This window comes from Cupriavidus sp. 05T42 (genome assembly GCF_056396345.1).
Genome location: NZ_JBFTLH010000019.1, coordinates 1 through 25,246 on the forward strand (window position 1 = coordinate 1; position 25,246 = coordinate 25,246).

The 25,246-nt window shown below is 67.8% G+C and carries 25 protein-coding genes and 1 pseudogene; 19 read left to right on the forward strand and 7 right to left on the reverse strand.

The features are described 5' to 3' along the window. From AC1EJR_RS21685 to AC1EJR_RS21700, 4 genes and pseudogenes are all read left to right on the forward strand, one after another. Positions 1 to 916, forward strand: a 916-nt coding sequence (locus tag AC1EJR_RS21685; protein WP_477147547.1) for a DUF6883 domain-containing protein, incomplete at its 5' end; no start/stop codon positions are given. Between the two features lie 5 nt (positions 917 to 921). After that, positions 922 to 1,131 carry a DUF4926 domain-containing protein gene (locus tag AC1EJR_RS21690; RefSeq protein WP_144194986.1) on the forward strand — a complete coding sequence of 70 codons (210 nt, stop codon included), beginning with the start codon at positions 922 to 924 and terminating at the stop codon, positions 1,129 to 1,131. 232 nt (positions 1,132 to 1,363) lie between these two features. Further along, positions 1,364 to 1,495, forward strand: a pseudogene (locus tag AC1EJR_RS21695) (DUF2846 domain-containing protein); the annotation flags it as partial. A 109-nt stretch (positions 1,496 to 1,604) separates the two neighbouring features. Then, positions 1,605 to 2,699: a M14 family metallopeptidase gene (locus AC1EJR_RS21700; protein WP_441590768.1), complete on the forward strand. Its 1,095-nt coding sequence runs from the start codon at positions 1,605 to 1,607 to the stop codon at positions 2,697 to 2,699. 15 nt (positions 2,700 to 2,714) lie between these two features. Here the strand turns inward: AC1EJR_RS21700 and AC1EJR_RS21705 are convergent, their stop codons facing one another. The 5 genes from AC1EJR_RS21705 to sctQ all read right to left on the reverse strand — a co-directional run bounded on the left by AC1EJR_RS21705 (position 2,715) and on the right by sctQ (position 8,140). Beyond that, complete coding sequence (locus AC1EJR_RS21705; RefSeq protein WP_441590770.1) at positions 2,715 to 3,617, reverse strand: LysR substrate-binding domain-containing protein; 903 nt, start codon at positions 3,615 to 3,617, stop codon at positions 2,715 to 2,717. Between the two features lie 90 nt (positions 3,618 to 3,707). Beyond that, positions 3,708 to 4,940, reverse strand: coding sequence for a metal-dependent hydrolase family protein (locus AC1EJR_RS21710; protein WP_092297504.1), 1,233 nt, complete (start codon positions 4,938 to 4,940; stop codon positions 3,708 to 3,710). A gap of 25 nt (positions 4,941 to 4,965) precedes the next feature. Beyond that, complete coding sequence (locus AC1EJR_RS21715) at positions 4,966 to 6,270, reverse strand: MFS transporter (protein WP_092297507.1); 1,305 nt, start codon at positions 6,268 to 6,270, stop codon at positions 4,966 to 4,968. 128 nt (positions 6,271 to 6,398) lie between these two features. Then, on the reverse strand, positions 6,399 to 7,058 hold the full coding sequence (sctR, locus tag AC1EJR_RS21720) for a type III secretion system export apparatus subunit SctR (RefSeq protein ID WP_092297510.1): 660 nt from the start codon (positions 7,056 to 7,058) through the stop codon (positions 6,399 to 6,401). Beyond that, on the reverse strand, positions 7,055 to 8,140 hold the full coding sequence (sctQ, locus tag AC1EJR_RS21725) for a type III secretion system cytoplasmic ring protein SctQ (RefSeq protein ID WP_477147548.1): 1,086 nt from the start codon (positions 8,138 to 8,140) through the stop codon (positions 7,055 to 7,057). The genes sctR and sctQ overlap by 4 nt, the downstream gene beginning before the upstream one ends. Positions 8,141 to 8,421: 281 nt before the next feature. Here sctQ and sctV point away from each other — a divergent pair, with 281 nt between their 5' ends. From sctV to AC1EJR_RS21790, 13 genes are all read left to right on the forward strand, one after another. Next, positions 8,422 to 10,542, forward strand: coding sequence for a type III secretion system export apparatus subunit SctV (gene sctV / locus AC1EJR_RS21730; protein WP_092297516.1), 2,121 nt, complete (start codon positions 8,422 to 8,424; stop codon positions 10,540 to 10,542). A 7-nt stretch (positions 10,543 to 10,549) separates the two neighbouring features. Beyond that, positions 10,550 to 10,816 (forward strand): flagellar biosynthetic protein FliQ, encoded by a 267-nt coding sequence (locus tag AC1EJR_RS21735; protein WP_092297519.1) that lies wholly within the window; start codon positions 10,550 to 10,552, stop codon positions 10,814 to 10,816. 45 nt (positions 10,817 to 10,861) lie between these two features. Further along, a complete protein-coding gene (gene sctC / locus AC1EJR_RS21740; RefSeq protein WP_477113696.1) occupies positions 10,862 to 12,577 on the forward strand; it encodes a type III secretion system outer membrane ring subunit SctC in 1,716 nt (571 codons plus the stop codon). Further along, positions 12,578 to 13,723: a type III secretion system protein SctD gene (locus tag AC1EJR_RS21745; RefSeq protein WP_477113697.1), complete on the forward strand. Its 1,146-nt coding sequence runs from the start codon at positions 12,578 to 12,580 to the stop codon at positions 13,721 to 13,723. Positions 13,724 to 13,799: 76 nt separating this feature from the next. Then, positions 13,800 to 14,003: a hypothetical protein gene (locus AC1EJR_RS21750; protein ID WP_092297932.1), complete on the forward strand. Its 204-nt coding sequence runs from the start codon at positions 13,800 to 13,802 to the stop codon at positions 14,001 to 14,003. Positions 14,004 to 14,178: 175 nt separating this feature from the next. Beyond that, positions 14,179 to 14,670, forward strand: coding sequence for a hypothetical protein (locus AC1EJR_RS21755; protein WP_092297527.1), 492 nt, complete (start codon positions 14,179 to 14,181; stop codon positions 14,668 to 14,670). Then, a complete protein-coding gene (sctJ, locus tag AC1EJR_RS21760) occupies positions 14,667 to 15,458 on the forward strand; it encodes a type III secretion system inner membrane ring lipoprotein SctJ (protein ID WP_255370902.1) in 792 nt (263 codons plus the stop codon). Before AC1EJR_RS21755 ends, sctJ begins: the two co-directional genes overlap by 4 nt. Beyond that, positions 15,455 to 16,246, forward strand: coding sequence for a type III secretion system protein SctK (locus tag AC1EJR_RS21765; protein WP_477113698.1), 792 nt, complete (start codon positions 15,455 to 15,457; stop codon positions 16,244 to 16,246). The genes sctJ and AC1EJR_RS21765 overlap by 4 nt, the downstream gene beginning before the upstream one ends. Continuing rightward, the gene (locus AC1EJR_RS21770) at positions 16,228 to 16,836 is read left to right on the forward strand and encodes a type III secretion protein (protein ID WP_092297535.1); all 609 of its coding nucleotides are present in this window, start codon (positions 16,228 to 16,230) and stop codon (positions 16,834 to 16,836) included. Before AC1EJR_RS21765 ends, AC1EJR_RS21770 begins: the two co-directional genes overlap by 19 nt. A gap of 11 nt (positions 16,837 to 16,847) precedes the next feature. After that, on the forward strand, positions 16,848 to 18,209 hold the full coding sequence (locus AC1EJR_RS21775; RefSeq protein ID WP_441590785.1) for a FliI/YscN family ATPase: 1,362 nt from the start codon (positions 16,848 to 16,850) through the stop codon (positions 18,207 to 18,209). Next, positions 18,206 to 18,718 (forward strand): flagellar FliJ family protein, encoded by a 513-nt coding sequence (locus tag AC1EJR_RS21780; RefSeq protein ID WP_092297541.1) that lies wholly within the window; start codon positions 18,206 to 18,208, stop codon positions 18,716 to 18,718. The genes AC1EJR_RS21775 and AC1EJR_RS21780 overlap by 4 nt, the downstream gene beginning before the upstream one ends. A gap of 3 nt (positions 18,719 to 18,721) precedes the next feature. Continuing rightward, a complete protein-coding gene (gene sctT / locus AC1EJR_RS21785) occupies positions 18,722 to 19,546 on the forward strand; it encodes a type III secretion system export apparatus subunit SctT (protein ID WP_092297544.1) in 825 nt (274 codons plus the stop codon). Beyond that, positions 19,543 to 20,583: an EscU/YscU/HrcU family type III secretion system export apparatus switch protein gene (locus AC1EJR_RS21790; protein ID WP_092297547.1), complete on the forward strand. Its 1,041-nt coding sequence runs from the start codon at positions 19,543 to 19,545 to the stop codon at positions 20,581 to 20,583. Before sctT ends, AC1EJR_RS21790 begins: the two co-directional genes overlap by 4 nt. Before the next feature lie 33 nt (positions 20,584 to 20,616). On the opposite strand, the gene AC1EJR_RS21795 is transcribed toward AC1EJR_RS21790, so the two are convergent. Together AC1EJR_RS21795 and AC1EJR_RS21800 are read right to left on the reverse strand one after the other, a co-directional pair. Then, positions 20,617 to 21,624: a helix-turn-helix transcriptional regulator gene (locus AC1EJR_RS21795; RefSeq protein WP_092297550.1), complete on the reverse strand. Its 1,008-nt coding sequence runs from the start codon at positions 21,622 to 21,624 to the stop codon at positions 20,617 to 20,619. A 338-nt stretch (positions 21,625 to 21,962) separates the two neighbouring features. Beyond that, a complete protein-coding gene (locus AC1EJR_RS21800) occupies positions 21,963 to 23,276 on the reverse strand; it encodes an MFS transporter (protein WP_477113699.1) in 1,314 nt (437 codons plus the stop codon). A 382-nt stretch (positions 23,277 to 23,658) separates the two neighbouring features. Here AC1EJR_RS21800 and AC1EJR_RS21805 point away from each other — a divergent pair, with 382 nt between their 5' ends. Together AC1EJR_RS21805 and AC1EJR_RS21810 are read left to right on the forward strand one after the other, a co-directional pair. Continuing rightward, positions 23,659 to 24,225: an SRPBCC family protein gene (locus tag AC1EJR_RS21805; protein WP_092297553.1), complete on the forward strand. Its 567-nt coding sequence runs from the start codon at positions 23,659 to 23,661 to the stop codon at positions 24,223 to 24,225. Continuing rightward, positions 24,222 to 25,187: a LysR family transcriptional regulator gene (locus AC1EJR_RS21810; protein ID WP_092297556.1), complete on the forward strand. Its 966-nt coding sequence runs from the start codon at positions 24,222 to 24,224 to the stop codon at positions 25,185 to 25,187. Before AC1EJR_RS21805 ends, AC1EJR_RS21810 begins: the two co-directional genes overlap by 4 nt. Positions 25,188 to 25,246 lie beyond the last annotated feature (59 nt).

A 25,246-nucleotide genomic window follows, 5' to 3' on the forward strand; every position in this document is an offset into this window, starting at 1 on the left:
GCTTGTAGGCGGGGCTGCGGGCGCGCTTCTGGGTGCTGACGTCAATTCGGCAGGGTTGGCGGCACAGAATGAAGCGATCAATAACGCTACGAGTCGATATCAGAACGTTAAGGATCCTCGTTTTCAGGCCAATGTAAAGGCGTTGGGCGAGTGTGTCGATCCGGTGTCCTGCCGCTCCAACGCCGCCTTCCTGGAGGCGCAAGTCGGAGTGCTGAGCGATGCAAAGATCGCAGGCATGTGCGGTGGCAATGCAGATTGTGTATCTGCCAGGCAGGAGGAGCGAAGCCTATATCAGCAAGCATACGGGCAGGCGATCTCACACCAAAATCCCGACGTGGCAGCACGCGATTATCTGGGCCGGGTGAGCGAGACGCAAGGAAGTCGCTATACGGCTACTCAGCTTGATGCGGCATTTCAGCGCTACAAATTGGGCGTAAGCGATTCGGCCAACCCTGTAGATGTCTTTGTGACGAAGGCAATCATCGGGAATGTTGCGTTGTTCGGAGCAATTAAGGGGGTGACCGGGATTGATTCAGATGGAGGAGGGAGTTCCAGAGGGCCCACCAGTGCGAATGGTGCGGGGCTACTGAAGAATGCTGAGAATGCTGTCATTGACTCGCGTAAGATCGTCAGTTATGCGCTAGATTCAACCCATCCGGTTGGCGGTAACAAGGCGATTGTTTTTGAGTCTGCACTGGGTTTCAATCAATCAAACGCAGATGGCCTCCTAGCGCAACTCCAGCAAGGAGTAACAAAGTACCCGGCCACACTTGGGAAGGTGGATCAGTTTGGGCAACGGTTCACCGTGGACATTCCTGTGACCGGTCCAAACGGCAAAACGGTGCCGGTTCGTACGGGCTGGATCTATGATCCAGGTTCATCTGTTCCACGGTTGACAACTGCGTATGTCAAGTAATTACCATGGTTAATGCAAATCTCTTGGATGTAGTCCTATTGACTGAAGACATTCCCGAAGAAGGGCTGCGCGCTGGCATGAAGGGGACAGTGGTTGAAGTCCACCAAAACCCGTACCTAGCCTATGAAGTGGAATTTTGTGACGAAATGGGGAGGACCTCGGCTCTCGTGGCCTTGTTACCAAATCAGATAAGAGTTGTCTGGAGACAAAGCTGACATACCGCGTTCAGGGGAGGCATGATCAGGCCTGACCGCGCTCGGCACGGATGACCCACGAATCTGGATGACTTCAATGCACAGAAAAGATACCTTCTGCAGAAGGTGCGGCTACAAGAATTTTGTCTCGAAATTAATTGAGACTATTCGAAAGCGAAAGAATCTGTGATGAGATTTCACCATCTTGCGCTAGCGTTATCGGTTGCCCTCAGTGCATGCGCCCCCCAAGTAGATGCGCAGTTCGCCGTCGATGGGCCTGATGGTTGGTCGCGTCGTGCTGGAACTGGAAACGCCGGAAAAAGCAAAAGAGGATCTCTCGTCGCTGAGCTATACGGGCGATCAGGTCAAGACGGCCGCGAAGTAACAGAAGTCGTTGGGAGGATGCTGGCTTCGGCATCCTCCACGGTAAGCCTTGGCACACCCCCAAAAAATGGCGTTAAATAAACAAATCTCCACTCCCTCCAGGCCCCGCCATGCCTGCCAGCGCCAGCCCCATCGCCCGCTGCTTTGCCCAGCGCTACGCGGAAGCCCGTCAGAAATTCCTCACCGCAGCGCGCCAGGCCGGCGCCACGCTGACTGAATTCCCCCATCCCACCGAGACCGGTAGCGAAGGCGAGGTGCTCGCCATTGACGTGGCGTGGATTGGCCCCGCTGATGCGCTGCGCGTATTAATGATCACTTCCGGCACCCACGGCGCCGAAGGGTTTTGCGGATCCGGTGCCCAAGTGGCCTTGCTGGGCGATACCGCGCTCCATGCCGAGTGCCGCCAGGCCGGCTATGCGTTGTTGTTCGTGCATGCGGTGAATCCGTACGGATTTTCGCACCTGCGGCGGGTCAATGAGGACAACGTTGACCTGAATCGCAATTTCATGGATTTCGATCAACCGCTGCCGACGAACGCGCCGTATGCGGAGGTGGCCCCATTGTTGCTGCCGGCGCAGTGGCCGGCGTCGGACGCGGATCAGGCCGCGCTGATGAAGATTGCGGCCGAGCGTGGGATGGGGTGGTATCAGGCGGCGGTCAGCGCCGGGCAGTATCACGATCCGGGCGGGCTCTTTTTCGGTGGGCAGGAGCCGGCCTGGAGCAACTACACGTTGCGGCGCATTCTGGCCCGCTTCGGCGCGGACCGGCAGGTGCTGCGCTGGATCGATATCCACACCGGCCTCGGCCCGTGGGGCTATGGCGAGCCGATCTATATGGGGCCGGACGAGCCCGCGCAAATCGCCAAGGCCCGCGAGATCTGGGGAGCGGGTGTGACGTCGATCTATGACGGCTCGTCGACGTCGGCCAACCTCACGGGGCTGGCGTGGCAGGCGGTGCCGCAGACGCTGGGCAGCATCGACTATGCGGGTATCGCGCTCGAATTCGGCACGCTGCCGCTGGCGGAGGTTCTCGATGCGCTGCGCGGCGACCACTGGCTCCATCGCCACCCCGAGGCTGACGAGAACCAGCGCGCGCTGATCAAGCTTGCGGTCTGGCGGGCGTTTTATGGGGACGCCGATGACTGGCGCGACGGCGTTGTCGCGCAGGTGCTGGAGGCGGTGCGGAAGGGCGTGGGCGTGGCCTAGCGGCGTATTGGCAAGCTACGCCTGCGCACCACTCTGTTCCACCAGCCAATTCCGGAACGAGCGCGCCGCCGCCGGCTCCACGCGGTCGCGCGGCCAGACCGCGTAGTAGCCGCCGCCCAGCGAGGCGCTTGCATCGCAGGCCCGCACCAGCACGCCGGCATCCAGGCAGTTGTCGATCATGTGCCGCCAGCCGAGCACGATGCCCTGGCCCTCGATGGCCATCTGCACGAGCACCGGATAGGCGTTGACCACCAGTTCATGTTCGATGCGCGGATCGCGCAGGCCATTGCGGGTAAGCCACGTGGGCCATGACATCCACTGCCGCTGGGCGTCCTCCAGCACCAGAAGCGTCTCCTTCGGCAGGTCAGCCACGGCCAGCTTGCGGCCGTGCAGGTAGCTGGGCGCGCACACGGGGAAGACCTCCTCGTCGTAGAGCCGCCGCGCGGCCAGGCCGCTCGGGGCACCTTCGCGCAGGTAGTAGAGGGCGATATCGAAGTCCGTGCCGGCCAGCGAGGCCAGGCTGTCGTTGACGATGAGTCGCACGCGGTAGTCGGGATGCTGCGCGCGGAACGCGGCGAGCCGGGGCGCCAGCCACAGCACCGCCACGCCGGACGAGCAGGCCACCGACAGCTCGACGTGCCCCTTGCGCTTCATCACGTCTTCCGTGGCCTCGGCGCAGGCCACCAGCAGGCGCTGCACCTGCTCTGCGTACTGCTGGCCGGCCACGGTCAGCCGCAGCGCGCGTGGTTCGCGCACGAACAGCTTCTTGCCGAGAAAGCGCTCGAGTTGCGCCACCTGGCGGCTGATGGCGCTTTGGGTGAGATGGAGTTCAGTGGCCGCGCGCGTGAAGCTGCCGTGGCGCATGGTCGATTCGAAGGCGACCAGGCAGGGCAGGGGCGGCAGGGGTGTGATGCGCATGGGGGAACGAAAACATGGCGGCAGGAGCCGCCATGATAAGTCCCACGCCGGGCGGCGACACGTTTTACCGTTCGTCCCCCGAGTCTTGCACTAGCGAGGTGCCTGATGCACCCGGCCGGCCTGCATGACGAGCCCGATGCGGGCATCGGGGCCGGCCAGCACGCCGATATCGGTGAGCGGGTCGCCATCGACGGCGATCAGGTCGGCCAGCGCGCCGGCGCGTACCGTGCCGAGTTCCCCGTCGCGCTGGAGGATGGCGGCGGCGATGGAGGTAGCCGAGCGAATCGCCTCGAGGTTGCCGAGCAGTTCCGCGCGGATGCGGAATTCCTCGGACTGGTACTGGTGCATTTCCCCGAGCAGGTCCGAGCCGAAGCCCATCTGCACGCCGGCTTCGGCGTAGATGGCCAGCGAATCGCGTCCGGCCTGGCGCACGGTTTCGATCTTGGCGACCGAGTCGGCAGGCAGACCGAGGCGTGCGCCGTCGCGCGCCAGCGCGTCGTAGGTGATCAGGGTGGGCACGACGAAGGCGCCGTGCTCGCGCATCACGCGGGCCGCGGCAGCATCGACGAGATTGCCGTGCTCGATGGTCCGCACGCCGCAGCGCACGGCGCGGGTGATGGCGCGGCCGGTGTAGGCATGGGCCATCACGTATGTCTGGGCCGCCTCGGCTTCGGCCACGATGGCGCGGATCTCGTCCTCGCTGTACTGCGTGTTGCCGATGGGGTCGGTCGGCGATGCCACACCGCCCGAGGCCATGATCTTGATCTGCGTGGCGCCTTTCTGGATTTCCTCGCGCACAGCGAGGCGCACGGCATCGACCCCATCCGCCACGCGGGCGATGGCCCCGGCACGGAAGGCGCACGAGCAGGGCTCGAGCGTGTCCGAACGCGGCCGGAAGTCGCCATGACCGCCAGTCTGCGAGAGCGCCTTGCCGGACGGGAAGATGCGCGGCCCCGGAATCAGCCCGGTCGCCACGGCCTGCGAAAGGCCCCAGTCCGCACCGCCCGCATCGCGCACCGTGGTGAAGCCGCGCTCGAGCATGCCCTGCATGATCGGCATGGCGCGGAAGGCCACCAGCACGTTGGGCTGCACGGCGTTCACGCCGAGGTTGGCCAGCGAGGCCAGCACGTGCACGTGGCAGTCGATCAGGCCCGGCATCACGGTCTTGCCGGTCACGTCGATCACGGTGGCCTGCGGCGCGTGGATGGGCGTGGCCGAGACTTCGACGATCCGTTCGCCGTCGATCAGGACATCATGGCGCGGCAGCACCGTGCCGCGTGCGGGGTCGAGGACGTTGCCGCCCTGGAGCAGGATTTGAGTCATGAGGCTGTAGCGGAAAGACTTCCGTTCAATGCTTGCGAAGATAGGCGGGCTCGCGCACCAGACGCGTGCCGACGAAGCTGATGGCGGCGGCAATCATCACGTAGAAGGCCGGTGCCATCGTGCTGCCCGTGGTGGCGATCAGCCACGTGATGAAGAACGAGGCGAAGCCGCCGAAGATCGTCACGGCCATGTTGTAGGCCACGGAAAGTCCCGTGGACAGCACCTTGGCCGGGAACAGCTCCGAGAAGGCGGCCAGGATCGGGCCGGTATAGGTGGCGATCAGCACACCGAACACCACCTGGAACACCAGCAGCGAGGCCAGCCCCGGGGCGTGGTTGATGTAGGCGAACATCGGCCAGGCCAGCACGAAGATCAGCGCGGCGGCGCCGGAGAGCAGCCCACGGCGGCCGATGCGGTCCGCCAGCAGGCCGACGATGGGCGCGAACACCATGATCGCCATGCCCCCGGCCATGCCGGCGACAAAGCCGGTGGATTGCGGCACCTTCAGCACCTTCACGGCGTAGGTCGGCATGTAGAACAGCAGCACGTAGGTGCAGACCGTCCACAGGATCACCATCGAGAAGCTGGCGGCGGTCTGGCGCGGGTAGTCGCGCAGCACCTCGGTCAGCGGCGAGTCGGTCTTGTCGGTGGTCTCGCGGAAGGTGGGCGTTTCCTCCAGGTGATGGCGGATGTAGTAGCCCACGGGGCCGATCACCATGCCCAGCAGGAACGGCAGGCGCCAGCCCCAGCTATTGAGCGCCTCGGTGCTCAGGGAGGCCGTGACGAAAGTGCCTACGGCGGCGCCGAGCAGCACGGCCACGCCGATACTGGCCTGGATCCAGCTCGAGTAATAGGCACGCTGGTTTTCCGGCGCGTATTCGGTCAGGAAGGCGGTGGCGCCGCCCATCTCGCCGCCGGCGGAGAAGCCCTGCATGAGCCGGGCCACCACGATCAGCAGCGGCGCGAACAGGCCGATCTGGTCATAGGTGGGGGCGATGCCGATCAGCGTGGTGCCCAGCGCCATCAGCAGGATGGTCAGCGAGAGCGCGGCCTTGCGGCCCACGCGGTCGGCGTAGATGCCGAGGATGATGCCGCCCACGGGGCGCATGAAGAAGCCCACGCCGAAGGTGGCCACGGCCAGCAGCAGCGAAGTCAGTTCGTCGCCGGTGGGGAAGAACAGCTTGGCGATGATCACGGCGAAGAAGCTGTACACCGTGAAATCGAACCATTCGAGCCCGTTGCCGATCACCGTGGCGATGATGGCGCGGCGTCGCTGGCTGGCGCCGACACGGGGTTGGTCGGCCGCGTAGGCGGGGGCGCTGGCTTGCATGTCTCTCTCTCCCTTTTATGGCAGTTCAGGCCGATGTTAGGGGCGCCGCGATGACGCGAGAAACGAAATCTGCGCATGCGGTCATGACGTCAGCGCATGCATGGGCTGTGCCAGGCCGCTGCCAGCCGCTACCGATACGACAGCACCAGCCCCTGTATCAGCTGCGTCCAGCCTTCCAGCATCACGAACAGCAGCAGCTTGAACGGCACCGAGATGGTGGTCGGGGCGATCATCGACATGCCCAGCGCGAGCAGGATGGCCGCGACGATCAGGTCCACCACCACGAACACAAGATAGACCACGAAGCCGATCTGGAACGCGCGCGTCAGTTCGGAGAGCGTGAAGCTCGGGATCAGCACCATCATGTCGTCCGCCTTGAGGTCATCGGCGCGGCCCTCGGGCCAGATCCGCTTGGCCGACTGGACGAAGAAGGTGCGGTTACGTTCCTCGGTGTGCTTCACCAGGAACGCCTTGAGCGGCCCGCTCACGGCGTCGTAGACCACCACCACGTCCCCCACGTTGAACGCGGCGTTGGACTCGGCGCGGCGCTTCATGGCGTCGAACGCGTCGGAGCCGATCGGCGCCATGATGTAGGCGGTCAGGATGATGGCGATGCCGTTCAGCACCATGTTGGGCGGCACCTGTTGGAGCCCCAGTGCGGCGCGCAGCAACCCGAACACGATCACGAGCTTGGTGTAGCTGGTCACCATCAACGCCACGAACGGCGCCACGCCGAAGGCGAGGATGACGGTGAGGATCAGTACCGGATTGTAGAGGCCGTTGTTCATGCGTCGCCTGCCGCGAAGGTCGCCACGCGCACGCCCAGCCGGTTGCCCACGGCGATCAGCGTGCCGGTGCCGATGCGGTTGCCGTTCACCACGATGCGCACCTCGCTTTGCTTGAGCGGCTGGGGCAGCTCGAACACGTAGCCGGGCTTCACGGCGCGCAGTTCGGCCAGTGGCACCGCCACATCGCCAACTTCAAACCGCAGTTCTACCTCCAGGCCGTCCAGGTGCGAAAGCGTCGCCTGCGCCGCATCGGGATGGGGAATGTCGGCCGGCGCGCCGGGCTCGGCGGCGCGGTGTCCTTCGGGATGCGTGTCTGCCATATGGGCTCCATGGAGGAAGGTGATGTCGTCCAGCGCCGTCACGCGGCGGCCTTCGGCCACGGCGGTCCACGTCATGCCGCGCTGGCCCGTGGCGCAGCGCACCACCAGCGCGCCCGCCTGCGACTGCCAACGCTCGATGCTGACGATGTCGCCCGGCTCGATCTCTCGCATCTCGCCGACTGTGATCGTGGTGGTGCCGATGCGTACGGCCAGCGGGGCCGGCAGGGCAGCCAGCCACGGCGCGGTCCGCGCGGGCGGCGCGGCGGGCAATGCCACCAGCCGTTCCGGCGCTTCGAACTGCAGCACCGCGCGCAGCGGCGCGGCGCCGGGGCGCGTGAGTTCCACACCGAGCGCGGCGAGATTCGACGGCCACGCGGCAGGCGCCGGATGCCACGTCAGCGCGTCCGGCTGCACGGCGCCAACGGCAGCGGCCACGTCGGCGCAGGCATCGGCCATGATTGCGTGGCGCAGCAGCACAGGTAGCGCCTCGGCGGCACCCGGCACGCCCAGCAGGGTCCGTTCGCTCGCCACGTCCAGGCAGATACGGCCGTGGCGCGTGCCGAGCGTGAAGGCATAGCCCTGCGCCGTACGGGCGGCGATGGCGCCGTCCGGCGGCACGAAGCGGGCGCGCCAGTCATGACCGGCCAGCCGCAGCGGCACGGGTGCGGCACGGCAGGTCAGCCAGTTCATCAGGCGCGCGGTGTCGGCCTCCACATGAGGCAGGTCTGGCGCGGTGTCCAGCGTGGCCACGTTCGATGGCATGTCGCGGTGCGGTCGGTCCCGGTTGATGGATGGAAGGGGTGTCTGTCAATTCGCGCCAACTCGATTCGAGCCAACGATACGCAGCCGGGTGCAGCCGCGTCCACTACGAGCCCTTGTAGGCCCCCACCTGCCCGCATCCGCTAGCCCCCGCCGTGGCGCGGTTGGGCGTCGCATGGCGCGGCGTGTGCGCCATGCGCTACGAATCCTCGGTACTGGTCGCGCCCGGAGGTGGCCCATACACTGCGGCAACTGTCGAAACTCCGCTCAACCTGGGCTGATTCATGGCGAAATTCCCGGCAAAACTTCCGGCATTCCCACGTGGTGGTCTGGGGCCCGCTTCACCGGGGCTCCAGCAGATGGCCGCTGTCGCGTCGCGCCAGTCAGACCTCGCGCTGACGCTGCTGCTGTTCGCCGTGATTGCGCTGTTCGTGCTGCCGCTGCCCACGTTCCTGCTCGACTTCCTGCTCACGATCAATCTCGGCATGAGCCTGACGCTGCTGATCGTGGCGACCTATATCCCGTCCGCGCTGTCGCTGTCCACGTTCCCGTCGCTGCTGCTGTTCACCACGCTGTTCCGGCTGTCGCTCAATATCGCCTCGACCAAGCTGATCCTGTTGCACGCCAACGCGGGCCACATCATCGATACCTTCGGCAAGCTGATCGTCGGCAACAACGTGGTGGTGGGCGGCGTGGTGTTCCTGATCATCGCCATCGTGCAGTTCATCGTCATCGCGAAGGGCTCGGAGCGCGTGGCGGAAGTCGGCGCGCGCTTCGCGCTGGATGCCATGCCGGGCAAGCAGATGAGCATCGACGCCGACGTGCGCGCCGGCACCATCTCGGCCGCCCAGGCGCAGGACCGCCGCCGCGCGCTGGAACAGGAGTGCCAGCTCCATGGCGCGATGGATGGCGCGATGAAGTTCGTCAAGGGCGACGCCATCGCCGGCGTGGTGATCGCGCTGGTCAACATCCTGGCCGGCATCTGCATCGGTACGCTGATGCGGGACATGAGCATCGGCGAGGCGCTCCAGCGCTACGCCATCCTGACCATTGGCGACGGCATGGTGTCGCAGATCCCGTCGCTGCTGGTGTCCATCGCGGCCGGCGTGGTTATCACGCGGGTCTCGTCCGATGAAGACCGCACCCGCTCGCTGAACCTGGGCAACGTGATTGGCCGGCAACTGCTGGGCCAGCCGAAGGCGCTGGTGGTGTCGGGGCTGGCCATCGCCGTGTTCCTGGTGGTGCCGGGCTTCCCCAAGTGGACCTTCGGGATCATGGCCATCGTGGTGGCCGGCGGCGGCTACCTGCTGATGCGCCGCGCCGCGCGCAGCACCGGCACGGTTACGTGGATCGAGATGGGCGATGCGGAGGCGGACGCCAATGCCGCCGCCGTGGCCCCGGCGCTGGCGCTGGAGCTGGACGACGCCCTGCGGGGCCGCATCGACCTGCGCCAGTTCGAACAGCGCATGACCACCACCAAGGGCGAGGTGGAGGCGGACCTCGGCATGGTCTTCCCCCGGCTGCGGATCGCGCATCGCCCGCTGGCCGAGCGCGACGCCTACGCCATCCGCGTGCAGGACGTGGTGGCGTCGGCCGGCGTGCTGCGCCCCGGCAAGCGGCTGCTGGAGCCCGGCGCGCGCGCCCGTATCGACCAGGGCGAGGCCGAGGTCGGCGTGCCCTTCGGCCCGTTTCCGGAGGTGGTGTGGATTCCCGCGCCCGCCGGCGACGCGCCGCCGCCTGAGGGCGTACGCACGCTGTCCTGCGAGGAAGTGCTGGCCGTGCACGTCGGCGCCATGATCAAGCAGCACGCGGCGCCGCTGCTCGGCATTCAGGACGTGCAGGCGATGATCCACGTGGTGCAGGCCGACGCACCGGACCTGGTCATGGAACTGGCCCGGGTCGTGCCGCTGCAGCGCATCACCGACGTGCTGCGCCGCCTGTTGCAGGAGGGCGTGCCCATCCGCAACCTGCGCACGATTTTCGAAAGCCTGGTGACCTGGGCGCCGAAGGAGACCGACGCCATCGCGCTGACCGAACTGGTGCGCGTGGACCTGGGCCGACTGATCACCAGCCGTCACGTGGGACCGGCACGGTCGATCGATGCCGTGCTGTTCGAACCGGCGCTTGAAGCGCGCGTGCAGGGCGCCATCGAGCGCGCGGCGCGCGGCAACATTCTGCTGCTGAGCCACGACGTGACGCGCGACATCCGCGAGCAACTGCGCGTGCTGCTGGAGAAAGCCGGCGCCGCGCGCGTGGTGGTCGTGGTCAGCACCGATGTGCGGCGCTATATCAAACGGCTGATCGAGCCCGTGGCGCCGCGTATCGCCGTGCTGTCCTACCAGGAGGTCGACGAGGACGTGACGCTGGTGCCGGTGGGCTGGATCCAGAACCCGCCGAGCGAGTAAGACCGCCATGACCGCCGACACCATCCTCGACATCACCCGCCAGGCGCTGCTGGTGGTGCTGTGGGTCACGCTGCCCGTGGTGCTGATTGGCACCGTCGTGGCGCTGGTGGTGGCCGTGCTGCAGGCCGTCACGCAGATCCAGGACCAGAGCATCGGCACGTCCACGCGGCTGATTGCCGTGCTGGTGTCGCTGGTGCTGCTGGGCGGCTGGCTGGGCGGCGAAGTGATGCGCTTTGCGCAGCGCGCGCTGCAAACGATGCTGACGTTTCTCTGAAGTGCTCCGCAACCTTCCACAAGAACCGAAAGAGACCGAGCCGACATGACGCCGCACCCTGGGGAGCACCGAAACAAGATCCAGCGCACCTGCAGGGCGCTGCTGCTGGGCCTGTGCCTGCTGGCTACGGCCGGGGCAGCGGAGGCGGCCGACCTGCGCTGGTCCGGCAAACCGTTCGCCGCCACCGCCAGCGACAAGCGGCTGCCGGACTTCCTGCGCGAGCTGGCCGCCTCGCAGGGCACCACCGCCGTGATCGACCCGAAGGTGGAGGGCACCATCAGCGGCAAGTTCACCGAATCCGCCCAGCACGTGCTGCGCAGCGTCTGCGCGATGTTCGGGCTGACGTACTACTACGACGGCTCGCTGCTCTATATCGACGTGGCCAACGAGGCGCGCAACGAGGTGATTCCGATTGCGCGCGGGGCCGGCACGCGGCTGCGCGAGTCGCTGGTACGGATGCAGGTGCCCGATGCGCGCTATCCGATCACCATCAACGACGCCGAAGGCACGCTGATGGTCTCCGGGCCCAAGCGCTATGTGGAGACGGTGCGGGCCGCCGTGCGCGCCGTGGACGATCGCTCCATCGCCGATGACCGCGCCGAGGTGCAGCTCTTCCCGCTCAAGTACTCGTGGGCGTCTGACTTTCGCATCAACCGCTCCGGCAAGGAGATGACCGTGCCCGGCGTGGTCAGCGTGCTGCGCAATCTCTATGGCCGCAATCGCGGATCGCTGGCGAATTCGAACCCGAGCCTGGGCACCAGCCGTGGCGCCACGCGCATGGCCAAGCTGCGCACCGGCGACAGCGGCGGCATGAGCATTCCATCCGCCGATCCGGGCCAGGTGCTCGACAGCATGGGCGGGAACGGCATGATCGCCGCCGACGTGCAGGGCAACGCCTGGGGCAGCGGACAACTGCCGCAGTTCCAGGCCGACACCCGGCTCAACGCCGTGCTCGTGCGCGACACGCCCGACCACATGGCCCAGTACCGTCGCCTGATCGAATCGCTGGACGTGAAGCCGCGTCTGGTCGAGATCGAGGTGACGATCATGGACATCAGCCAGGAGGACCTGGACAGCCTCGGCGTGGACTGGCGCCTGCACACGCGGCACGTGGACCTCCAGATCGGCGGGGGCAATAACAACGCGCCGCTGACCTTCGGCAACCTGACCTCGGAGGCGGGCACCACGGCGGCGTCGGCGGCTTCCGGCCTCCAGTTCACGGGCGCCATCGGCAACGATGTCACGCGCTTCCTGCTCACGCGGGTCAAGGCGCTGGCGGACCGGGGGCAGGCGAACTTCGTCGCGCGGCCCAAGGTGCTGACGCTGGATAACACCGAAGCCGCGCTGGAGAACCTCCAGGAGTTCTATGTGCGGGTGGATGGCTTCCAGGACGCCGGCCTCTTCAACGTGACCGCCGGCACGGCGGTGCGGGTGACGCCGCTGGTGGTCGATGAAAGCCAGAGCCGCGCGGTGATGCTGACCATCGACATTGCCGACGGCAACCTGTCGGGCGAAACCGTGGATCGCATTCCGGTGGTGCGGCGCCGCTCGATCACCACGCAGGCGATGGTGGAGGAGGGCAAGAGCCTGCTGATCGCGGGGTATACCACCGAGGAGCGCATCAACGCCTCGTCCGGTGTGCCGCTGCTGCAGGACGTGCCGATCATCGGCAATCTGTTCAAGTATCAGGAGAAGCGCCAGAACAATATGGAGCGCTTCTACCTGCTCACGCCGCGCCTCGTGCTGCCGGGGATGAGCTAAATGGCCGACATCCTGCATGAGGGCAACTCGGGCTGGTCGCTCCGGTTCCTCGGGGGCGATGTCTACGGCCGTCTCGTCACGCTGCGGCGCGGCGAGAACGTGCTGGGTGCCGCCGGCGAGGTGGACATCAGCGTGCCCGGCGCCGACGTGCAGCCGCGCCATCTGGTGCTCAACGTGGGCGACGTGGCGGTCTCGGCCGAGCGCGTGGGCGATGCCGCCGTGGAGATCAACGGCCGTCCCACCACGCAGCGCGTGTTCGCGCTGGCCGGCGGAGACATCCTGACTATCGGCTCGCTCGATGTGGAGCTGCTGCGCGCGCAGCCGGCGGCGACGGAAGCCACCGACACCCTGTTCGCCTGGGCCGAGTCGGGCCGCCGCGCCGAGCGGCAGGCGGACGGGCAGGGCGAGGGCGAAGCGGCCCGCCGTCATGGGCGCGCCCTGATGGCGGCGATGGGTGTGGCGGCCACGGTGCTGCTGGTGGGCGCCGGCTGGGCCGCAGCCACGCTCTCGCAGCGCGGCGCCCCGGTGCCCGGCGCGCAGGTGGACCCGGCGGCGGTACGCAAGACCGTGGCAGCGTTTCCCGAACTGGAGGTGGTCTCGCAGCCCAACGGCACGGTCGCGGTGCGCGGCTTCGTGAATTCACGTGTGGACCGCCAGCGCGTGACCCAGGCGCTGGCGCCCTACGGCCGCGCCGTGCAGCAGCAGCTCCGTTCCGCCGACGATCTGATCGAGCACATCCAGCGCTATCTGGACGAGCCCGGCGTGGGCATCGCCTATCAGGGGCAGGGCCGCGTGCTGCTCAGCGGCACAGCGGATCCGTCGGCCGGGCGCGACAAGGTCAAGCGGCTGACCGAAGACCTGCACCCGGGCGTGCTGGTCACGGACCGCATCGACTACCGCGAAACGGCGGACAACCGCCGCCGGCAGGTGCGGGATGGCCAGATGGAGAACTGGCAGGGCGTGTTTCCGGCGCGCGTGGTCAGCATCACCGAGGACGGCGAGGGCAAGCGCTCGGTGCAGCTGGCCAACGGCAGCCGGTATTTCGAAGGGGCGGTGCTCAAGAACGGTGCCGAAATCGAACGAATCGACGCGGATGGCGTGGTGCTGCGCGACAGCCCGGTGCCCGCGCCGCCGCAACGCAAGTAATTTGCATCACGCGATGCAGATGCCGCCGGCCTTTGGGGGCCTGGCGGAAGGTCGTCAACCCACCAAGGAGCAAACCATGGCAAATGAAGTGGACCTGAACGCCAAGATGAACGAGATCCAGCAGAAGGCGCAGGAGTTCTCCGTGAACATCCTGAATCTGCAGGACACGCTGACGCGCCAGAACGCGGTCGTCAGCAGCGAGATGGCACACAACACGCAGAAGGCGAACCTGATCCAGGGCGCCATGCAGGATGTGAAGCAGACCTCGCGCACGAACTGACGTTCGCAATGCCGATTGGGTTCTCCCCTCTCCCCTTGGGAGAGGGGCGGGGGAGAGGGCAGGCGGTTCCAGGGGCGATATCGCTTCGAGAGACTCAGGCCCTCTCCCCCGGCCCCTCTCCCGCATGCGGGAGAGGGGAGCAAATCGTCGTCAAATCGAAACAGGGAGAACCACCATGGATCCCACCACGATTGCCGCCACCGGGGCCGTAGCGGGCGCCGGGGGCAACGCGGGCCCGACCTCGGACGCCGCCACGCTGGCCGCGCACCAGGCGCCGCCTGCCGCGCCGACTCACGCCAGTCAGGCCAACCCCGCCGACGCCCAGACCTTTTCCGATATGGTGCGCGGCGGCCAGGCCGCCGATGGCTCGCGCGGTGCCCATGCGGCGCAGGCCGCCAGCGACCCGTCGTCCACCACACTCGGCAATGCCATCCGCTCCAGCTACGTGTCGGCCGGCGAGGAAGCCGCGCGGCAGGCCACACGGCTGCAGGAAATGCGCGAAGGCATGTTCGCCGCCATCCACACCGGCAGCACCTCCGACGTGGTCTATCAGGCCATGATGCTCCAGACCCAGTCGCTCGAGCTGTTTTCGTCGATCCACGTCACGTCGAGCATCGGCAGCGCCGGCACCAACCTGTTCAACAGCCTGCTGAAGAACCAGCAATGACCGCACCCCTTCCCCGTTGGATGTGCCGCGCGCGGCTGGCCCTGCCGCTGCTCGCCGCGCTGGCGCTGGCCGGCTGCAAGGTGGACCTGTACGCCTCCCTGAACGAGAACGAGGCCAACCAGATCCTGGCCGCGCTGACCGCCGATGGGCTCAACGCCGAGAAAGCGCGCGCCGGCGAATCGGGGGGCGGTAACCAGGACGGCAACTGGAGCGTGCGCGTGGAGGAGTCGCAGCTACCCGCCGCGCTGGAGATCTTGCGTAGCGAGGGGCTGCCCGGCGAGCGCTTCGCCTCGCTGGGGCAGGTGTTCCAGAAGCAGGGGCTGGTGGCCACGCCTACCGAGGAGCGCATGCGCTATATCTATGCGCTCTCCCAGGAGCTGTCCGAGACGCTGCGCAATATCGATGGTGTGGTCACGGCGCGCGTACACGTGGTGATTCCGGCCACCGATCCGCTCTCCGACAAGATCCGCCCCTCGTCGGCGGCCGTCTTTATCAAGCATCGGCCGGATGTGGACCTGCGGCTGCTGGTGCCGACCGTCAAGGACATGGTGGCGCACAGCATCGAGGGGGTGACGCATGACAGCGTGTCCCTGTCGCTGGTGGAGGCGCGGCCGTTCACGCCCGTCGCCCATGCAGCAGCGGTGCCCGGGGCGTTCCCGGTGGGCCGCTTTGCGTTGATCGCGCTGATGGTGGTGCTCGCCGCCGCGCTGATTGCCACCGGGGCACTGGCCTGGAAGCGTGGCGGGCTGCGCTGGCCGCCGCGTGCGCCGTCGCGGGGCCTGTCATGAGCCTGCCCGCCGCCGCGCTGCCCACGGCGCTGGCGCCGGCGGCGCCGACCCTGCCGGATGCCGCGCTGGCCCGGGCCGTGGCGGGGCTGCTGCAACGGCCGCTGGCGCAGTTGCATCCGAGCTGGCTGCCCGCCGACTGGCCGCTCGCGTGGCGCCGGCCTGCGCGTTTCGGCGCGGCGGCGGCAGACCTGCTGGCCGCGCCACTGGGTCTTGCCGCCGACGTGGTGACCCGGGACACCCTCGTGCGCGTGCTGACCGGCGATGGCGATGCCCGCGCCGATGTCCTCCCGCGCATCGTCCTGATGGACCGTCCCGCGCTGCGCCTGCTGGCACTTTGGGTGGGGCTGGCCGTGCACAAGCCCGGCTTCGCCAGCGAGCGCCGCATCGTGCCGGCGCCGCTCGCCAATATCGAATCGATCGCCGGCTCGCTGATCGGCCAGCTGCCGCGCGCCATGCGCCGTGTGGCGCGGCGGATCGACGCGCAGGCGGTGGCCTTCCTGCTCAAACGCGTGCCGGACCTCAGCGAACTGCCGATGAACCTCGCCCCGCTGCGCGCCCGCCCGCCCGGCGTGGGCCGTGTGATGGCCGAGCGTGGCTACCGGCTGCTGTGCGGCCTGATGGCCGGCTACGGCGCCCCGTTGCGGCAGGCGCTGATGCGCAAGTTCCCGCGCCGGCTGGCGGCCCTGCCGCCCGTGGCGCTGACCCGCGCGCAGGCCGCGCAGTTGCGCGAACTCCTGCTGCTTAACCTGATTCCCGAACGGTTCCCGGCATGGCACTGGCTTTTCTGATCACGAGCGAGAACCTGCAGCTGCTGTCCGAGCGCAAGGTGCTCAAGGAGGCAGAGTACGCGGCGCTGATGGATGCGGCGGAGGTCATCGAGTCCGCCCGGCGCGAGGCGCTGCACATCAGCACCGAGGCCCAGCGCGAGGCCGAACAGCGGCGCCAGCACGGCTACCGCGACGGCTGGGCCCGCGCGCAGGCCGATCACGCGGCGGCCCAGGTCAGCGCGGCGGCCGAGGCCGAGCGGCAGCTCACCGGCATGCGCCGCACCATGGCCGAGATCGTCATGAAGGCCGTGCAGCAGATCGCGGGCGAGCTGGACCCGGACATCATCCTCGAAGTGGCGCTGCAACGCGTGGAGGCGCTGGTGCGCGCCGAGCCGTTCATCACCATCCAGATTCCGCTCGGTCGCGAACAGACCGTGCGCGGCCTGCTCGACCAACTGGCCGAGACGCTCGACTGGCCGCGCCGCGCCAACGTGGTGGTGGAAGGGAGCCTGGAAGCCGATGCCTGCCGCATCCTGACCCCGTCCGGGACGATGGAAGTGGGCCTCCAGGCCCAGCTGGAGGCGTTCGCGCGGCGCCTGCAGGCTAGCTGACGGAGACGACCATGGCGACCGAACTGCCCGCCGCCGACATCCAGGCTGCGCTCCAGCATGCCGCCGCCGACCTGGGCCGCGCCTTCGACCATTTCACGCCGGTGGCGATGCGTGGCCGCGTCAGCAAGGCCGTCGGCATGCTGATCCATGCCACCGGCATCCAGGCGCATGTCGGCGAGATCTGCCAGTTGGTCACGCCGGGCGAGGCGCCGTTGCTGGCGGAGGTGGTCGGCTTCATGCAGCAGACTGCCGTGCTGACGCCGCTGGGGCGCATCACCGGCATTTCCGCGCTGACCGAGGTGGTGCCGGCGATGCACGGGCCGCAATGCCCGGCCGGCGCCGCGCTGCTCGGGCGCGTGCTCGATGCGCTGGGCGAGCCGATCGATGCCAAGGGCTCGCTCGTGGGCGTGACGCGCGTGCCCATCGACAACGAGCCGCCCGATCCGCTCACGCGCCGCCTGATCCGCGAGCCGCTGGCCACTGGCGTGCGCGCCATCGACGGCCTGCTGACGCTGGGCGAAGGCCAGCGCGTGGGCATCTTCGCGCCGCCGGGCGTAGGCAAGAGCACGCTGCTCGGCATGCTGGCGCGGGGTTCGGCGGCCGATGTGAACGTGGTGGCGCTGGTGGGCGAGCGGGGCCGGGAAGTGCGCGAGTTTATCGAATACAGCCTGGGCCCGGAGGGCATGGCGCGCACGGTGCTGGTGGTGTCCACGTCCGACCGCTCGCCGATGGAGCGCGTGCGCTGCGCCTACACCGCCACGGCCATCGCCGAGCACTTCCGCGACCAGGGCAAGCGCGTGCTGCTGCTGGTGGACTCCCTGACGCGGCTGGCCCGCGCACAGCGCGAAATCGGGCTGGCCGGCGGCGAACCGCCCACGCGGCGCAGCTATCCGCCCTCGGTGTTCTCGATGCTGCCGCAACTGCTGGAGCGCGCCGGCACCGGCGTACAGGGGTCGATTACCGCCGCGTATACGGTGCTGACCGAAGGCGAGGACGACAGCGACCCGATTGCCGAGGAAGTCCGTTCGATCCTCGACGGCCATATCGTGCTGTCCCGCAAGCTCGCCAGCGCGGGCCAGTATCCGCCCATCGACATCCTGCAGTCGGTCAGCCGCGTGATGCCGCAGGTGGCGGCTGGCCCGCATCAGCAGGACGCCCTGCGCCTGCGCCAGCTGCTGGCCAAGTTCCAGGACATGGAGCTGCTGCTGCAGATTGGCGAGTACCGGCCCGGCGCCGATGCCGTGGCCGACGCGGCGGTGGGCGCCATCGGCGCGATCCGCGCCTACCTGACCCAGCCGGCGATCCGGCTCGACACCTTTGCCGGGGCGCTCGCCAAGCTGGCGCAGGCCATCCGGCAGGAAGCGAAACCATGAGCCACGATCCGCGACTCGCCCAGCTTGAATCGGTGCGCCAGCGTCGCCACGAGGACGCCACGCGCGTGATGCAGCAGCACCGCGCCTGGGTGATGGAAGGCCTGCGGGATGCCGAAACCGCCCAGCAGGCCGTGCAGGGCGCACTGGCCGAGCGCGCCGCCTTTATCACCCGCTTGCGCGATGGCGCCACGCAGGGCGGGGTGTCGGTGTCCGGCCTGCTGGACGCGCAGGGCTGGCAGGCCGCCTTCGACGCCCGCATCGGGCGCGCCAACACGCGGCTGGCCGAGGCGCTGGACGAGGTCCAACGCCGCCGCACCGTGTTCGAGGAGAGCCGTCAGGCGCTGCTGCGCGCCCATGGGCGGCTGGTCGGGGCGCGTGAACTGGTGGCGCGGGCCCGGGCCGACGCCCGCGCGGGGCTGGAACGCCGCGACGACGAGGCCGTGGACGAGGCCGCCGTACGGGGCTGGCATCGTGCCGATCGTGCCGATCATGTGGACGGAGCGGCATAGCGCATGCCGGGCTCCACCATCGATCCGGCATGGCTGTTCCATTGGGGGCGCGAGGTGGTCATGCCCATCGTGCTGGTCATGCCGCGCCTGCTCACGGCGTTTACCGTGCTGCCGTTCCTGTCGCATCAGGCCGTGCCCGGCGTGGCGCGCAACGGCATCGTGCTGGCCATCGCGCTGTTCGTCTCGCCCGGCGCGCGGGTGGACCTGGACCATATCGCCAACGGCCTGTGGCTGGTGCTGATCTTCAAGGAGGCGTTCATCGGCCTGCTGCTGGGCATGGCTTTCGGCCTGTTCTTCGTGGCGCTGCAGATGGTGGGCGAGCTGATCGACTTCCAGACTGGCTCCGGCAACGCCACCTTCTTCGACCCGGTGACCCAGCAGGAAGACGGGCCGATGGAGAACCTGCTGTCCCACCTCGGCATCGCGCTGTTTGCCTCGTTCGGCGGGTTTTTCGCGATGACGGGCGTGATCATCGAGTCGTTCGCGTTCTGGCCGGTGATGTCGTTCGGCCCTGAGCTGTCGCTGTCGTCAATCGGGTTCGCCGGCGCCTATGCCGGCACGCTGTTCTCGTGGGTGGTGAAGCTGGCCGCGCCGATCCTGCTGTTGCTCGTCATCGTGGAGCTGGGCTTCGCGCTGATCGCGCGCTTCGTGCCGCAGTTCGATGTGTTCCAGTTCGCCCAGCCGGTGAAGATCACCGTGGCGTTCCTGATGCTGGTGTTGATGCTGGCGGTGATGGTGGACACGCTGCAGGGCTTCCTGCGGCCCGACAATACCCTGATCGACCTGCTGCGCAAGGGCATGAGCGCAGGAGGGGGAGGCGGCCCATGAGCCAGGACGGCGAGAAGAACCTCGAAGCGACCCGCCGCAAGCTGGACGAGGCGCGCAAGCGCGGTGAGGTGCCGCGCAGCACGGACGTGACGTCCTCCGTGGTGTTCCTCGGCGTGCTGGCCCTGCTGTGGGTGCTGGGCCGTTACTTCGTACGGCTGTTTCAGGCGCTCTGGCATAGCGCGATGGGCGCCGTGCCGCAGCATCTGCAGGATCAGCAAATGCTGGTGCTCGGTGAGGCCAGCGCGCGCTTCCTGCTGATGGGCGTGCTGCCGGTGGCGGCCGTGGCGCTGGTGTGCGGCATCCTCGGCGCCTTCGTCCAGGTGGGGCCGCTGGTGGCATTCGAGCAGATCAAGCCGAACATGGCGCGGCTGAATCCCGCTGAAGGTTTGAAACGGATGTTCGCCGTGAAGAACCTGGTCAACCTCGCCAAGATCGTGCTGAAGATCGCCTTGCTGGGCGGGCTGGTCTATATCCTCGCGCTCGGCGCCATCGAGGACGGCGTGCGCTCGGGCCACGCCCGACCGGCCGAAATCCTGGTACTGGTGGCCTACATCCTGCTGCGCATGTGCTGCTGGGCCGCGCTGATCTACCTGATCATGGCCGTGGTGGACTACGTGCACGAGCGCTACCAGTTCATGAAGCAGCAGCGCATGAGCGTGGAGGAGTACCGGCGCGAGCACAAGGACACGCAGGGCGACCCGATCATGGCCGGGCGGCGCCGCGCGGCCTTCTTCGAGGCGGCGTTCTTCGGCGTGGGCGAGCGCGTGCGCGTGTCCACGGCGGTGGTGTATTCCACGCAATACGCGGTGGCGCTGCGCTACGACGGCCCGGGCACGCTGCCGCGCGTGCTGGCCAAGGGCGGTGGCCACGTGGCCGCGCGCATCCGGCAGGCGGCGGCCGATTACCTGATTCCCTCGGCGTTCGATTCCGACCTCGCGCAAAGGCTCTACATGAGCGTGCCGCTGGACCGCCCGATCGATCGCGCGCTTTATACGCGCGTGGCAGACCTCATGCGCTGGGCCACGGGCGAGGAGTAGGGGGGCTCGGGAGGCGCAGGTCCCCCGGCGCCCTCAGCCTGCCAGCGCGGCGGCGCGATGATCGGTGATGATGGCCGGCGCCGTGTCACCAGCAACCGGGTGGCCCGGCAGCGGCGCAGCGGGGCGCAGCAGCGTGGCGGCAGCCGCGAGCTGCACGCGGTTGCGCACGCCGAAGTGGCTGCGCAGGCGGCGCATGTGGTAGTCCACGTTGAAGATCGACATGTCCATGCGGCGCGCGATCTCCTTGTCGGAGAGGCCCTGCGCCAGGCAGGCGAGGATGTCGCGCTGCACGTCCGACAAGCCCTCCTTGGGTCGGCCCGCCGTGGGGATCTCGGCATGGCAGGTCAGGAACTCGTGCAGGCCCAGCCCCACCGTCAGCGCCTGACCCAGCACCGTGTCGCCAATCCAGCGGCGGCTCTCGATGCCCGACATGAAGCTGATGATGACGATGTCGCTGGTGCCCGGCATCGGCAGGTTCAGGAAGACCCCGCTGCGGATGCCGGCGTCGCGCAGGTCGTCGAGGAAACGGCGCAGGCGCAGCGGCGGAATGCCGCCGGGCGGGGTGTGTTCGAGGTCATCGGCGTCCCACACCATCGGCAGGCCGAACATGCCGGGCTGCGGATTGCGCGGGTCGATCTCGAAATAGCGCTCGCGGAAGTACCGGTCGCGCCAGCCGGGGGCCGTATAGGTGTCGAAGAACGTGCGCGGCTGGATGTGCCCGCCCACGTTGGCGGCGGTGCCGTAGCCGAGGTAGTCGAAGCCGATCGCGTGGATCGCGGCCTGCATGACTGTGCTGCGGCCCTCGTGCGTGCCTTCGCCGGCCAGCGCCGAGACCAGCCCCGGCGAGCCGCCCTGGCGGGGCCGCGCGCGTACCGGCACGATCTGGCGTTCGCCATAGAAGCGGATGCCGTGGTGCGCCATGGTGGGGCTGGTCGGGCTCGCCATGGCGGGCGCCGCGCGGCGGGCGCGCAGCGTGCTTGCGGTATCCAGTGCGGACGCCCCCGCGTCCATGCCGGATACAACTTCTACTGCTCTGGTCATAAGGCCTCCGTGCGTATGCCTGCCGAGCCGTCTGGCTCCACATACTGCTGACCCGGATCCCGTCGGAAACCGTTGCTGCACCTTGCTGCGCGGGCTCATGGGCCCGGGCTGTCGATGTTCTGGTGTTCTAGTGTTGTGCTGGCTGGGTGCGGGCCATGAAGGCGCGGCCCGTATGGACCTGATGGTGAACGCCACGCGGCCGGTCGATCTTATGATTCTGGGCGGCGGGCGCGGCGTGGGTGCAAGCGTACGCCAGTCGGCACCGATGCCGCAAGCGCCGTGGTGTCGTCGCCACTTTCCCTGTCCGGTCCATGGTTTTGTGCACCGCGTCTTGCATGTCAGTCCTCCAGCTGCTTGCCGCGCGTCTCGGGCAGCGTCAGCGCGGCCAGGATCAGCACGCCGTAGGCCGCCGCGGCAAAGATGCCGATGGCGTGGCCCAGCGTCATCTGCTGGCTCACCTGCCCGATCAGGAACGGGAAGAACGCGCCGATGGCCCGGCCCACGTTGTAGCAGAAGCCCTGGCCGGAGCCGCGCACCCGCGTGGGGAACAGCTCGGTCAGGAACGCGCCCATGCCGGCGAAGATGCCCGAGGCGAAGAAGCCGAGCGGGAAGCCGAGCAGCAGCATGACGGTGTCGTTGACCGGGATGTGCGTGTAGGCCAGCGCGATGGTCATCGAACCGATCGCGAACAGGATGAAGTTGCGCTTGCGGCCGATGCGGTCGGTGAGGTAGGCACTGGTCACGTAGCCGATATAGGAGCCGACAATCACCATCGCCAGGTAGCCGCCCGTGCCGAGCACGGTCAGGCCGCGCTCGGTCTTCAGGAAGGTCGGCAGCCAGGTGGTGATGGCGTAGTAGCCGCCCTGGGCGCCGGTGGTCAGCAGCGCGGCGCGCAGCGTGATGGACAGCAGCTTCGGCGAGAAGATCGCGGTAAAAGAGGCGCGGTCCTGGTCCTGCCGGGCCTCCCGGGCCTTGTGCTCGGTATAGACCTCCGGCTCCTTGACCATGCGGCGCAGCACGATCACGAATACGGCCGGCAACAGGCCGATCAGGAACAGCGCGCGCCATGCCGTCTCGGCCGGCAGCAGCGAGAACACCAGCGCGTAGAGCAGGGCGGCAAGCCCCCAGCCGATGGCCCAGCCCGCCTGCACCATGCCCACGGCCTTGCCGCGGTCTTGCGCGCGGATCGCCTCGCCGATCAGCACGGCGCCGGCGGTCCATTCGCCGCCGAAGCCGAAGCCCATCAGCGCGCGGGCAATCAGCAGTTGTTCATAGTTCTGCGCCAGTCCGCACAGGAAGGTGAAGAAGGCGAACCAGAGGATGGTCAGCTGCAGCGTGCGCACCCGGCCGATGCGGTCCGACAGGATCCCGGCCACCCAGCCGCCGGCGGCGGAGGTCAGCAGCGTGGCGGTGCCGATGAAGCCGGCGTCCGCACGGGAGATGCCCCAGGTGGCGATCAGCGTGGGAATCACAAAGCTCAGGAACTGCGTGTCCATGGCGTCCAGCGCGTAGCCGACCTTGCAGCTCCAGAACGTGCGGCGTTCGTTGGGGGTGATGTCGCGATACCAGGAAAAGAAGCCGCGCGATGGCTCGGCGTGCGGGGTGGCGTCAGCTTGCGCGGGGGTGTCGATACGGCCGATCTGCGATTCCATGCCTTTCCTCTTCGTGGTCTTGTCGTGGTCTCTTGCCAGGGCTTTGCCGATGGTTCTTCTTGTTCTTGTCCTGCATTCTTGAAACCGCGCCTCCCTCGCGTCCAACTAGTTTTTCGGGCGAGGGCCGATAAGAAAAATTGAATCCTGTGCTGAAAGGCAGCTAATTCGGGGGATTGCGGGAGAGCGCCCGCGCAGCGGTTCGGGGTTTTCCCTGATCGTGCCGATGCCCCCCTTTCGCAGGGGAAGGCGTAAGCATACGGCGCGCCAGCCCCGTCACTTCCTACGGAGATCCGTAGGCGAGGGTTTCCTACGAGTGCTCGGTAGTGGTCGCGCGCGCACGTCGCCGGTAGGCTTGCGGCAATCTCATTGCACGCCCATTCCCATGCTCCCCAACCTCTCGCTTCGACCCCTGCTCGTGGTCCTGCTGCTTGGCGCGGCCGGTGCCGCGCACGCCCAACTGGTGCCCGTGGAGCGCTCGGTGGCGATCAACGCCGACGCCGACCTGGTGTGGCAGCAGGCCGGCGGCTACTGCGCACTGGCGAAATGGGACGGCGAATTCAAACGTTGCGACGTAGTGCTCGGCAGTGGCGCGCCCGGCACGGTCCGGCGCATGGTCTACAAGGCGGGCGGGCTGCCGGCCGTGGACATCCTGACCGACAAGGGGCCCTACGCCTATAGCTACCGCAAGCTCTCCGGCCATACGCGCGGGCGCCTGCAGGCCAAGCCGGGGCTCGATGCCGGCACCACGATCCTGACGTGGCAGGTGTGGCTGGACCCCTTCGCGCTGCCCGATGGCGCGGGCTCCGAGTATCCGCACGCGCTGGGGGATGCGATGCAGGCCGCGCTGGGGAATTTGAAGGCGAGGGCGGAGGAGGTGGCGCTGGAAGCCGCTGCCGACGCAAAATCCGCGACGGTTGTCGCCCCTCTCCCGCAAGCCCCCACCCCATGAACCTGCGTTTCCTCGAAACCTTCGTCTGGGTCGCGCGTCTGCGCAGCTTCCGGCTGACCGCCGAAAAGCTGTTCAGCACGCAGGCGTCCATCTCCAGCCGCATTGCCGTGCTGGAGGAAGACCTCGGCGTGAAGCTGTTCCTGCGCGATTCGCGAGGCGTGACGCTGACGCCCGAGGGCCAGCGCGTGCTCGAGTACGCGGAGAAGATGGTGAACACGATGCACCATCTGCGGCAATCGCTGGACCGCTCGCGCACCATCGCGGGGCGGGTGCGCATCGGCGCGATGGACTCGGTCATCCATACCTGGCTCTCCACCGTGGTCAAGCGCGCGATGCAGGCCTATCCGCAGCTTGAGATCGAGCTGACTGCCGATGCCGCGCTCAACCTCTGCGACCAACTGCAGAAGGGCTACCTCGACGTGATCTTCCAGACCGACCTGCTGCGGCTGGAGACCGTCCGCAACATCGAGCTGGCGCGCTACCCCATCCGCTGGATCGTGGCGAAGGGCAGCGCCTATGACCGCCCGTACCCGTCGCTGGAGGCGCTGGGCGCCGAGCGCGTGATCACCTTCGTCAAGAATTCCCGGCCGCACCAGGACATCCTGAGCCTGTTCCACCTGAACGGCGTGACCTCGCCGCGCATCAACTGCGTCAACTCGGTGGCGGCCATGACGCGGCTGATTGGCGATGGCTTCGGCATCGGCGCGGTGCCGCCGGCACTGGTCCGGCAGGAACTGGCCGACGGCACGCTGGCCGTGGTGCAGGTGGACAACCACCCGCCGGCGCTGGACATCGTGGCCTCGTGGCGCATCGGCGCGGGGCTGGAAGTCAACGAGTCCATCGTCGAGATCGCCACGCAGGTGGTGGCCGATTTCTGCCTCGAAGTGGGCGACGACATGGCCACGGCGGCCTCCCCGGTGCTGGCCACCGCCATGCCCGAAACCTCCCACGCAGGCTCGTAGTCATCGGATTTCTTTATCGCGCGCCACCCGAAAGATTTGTTGGACGCGATGCGGCACCG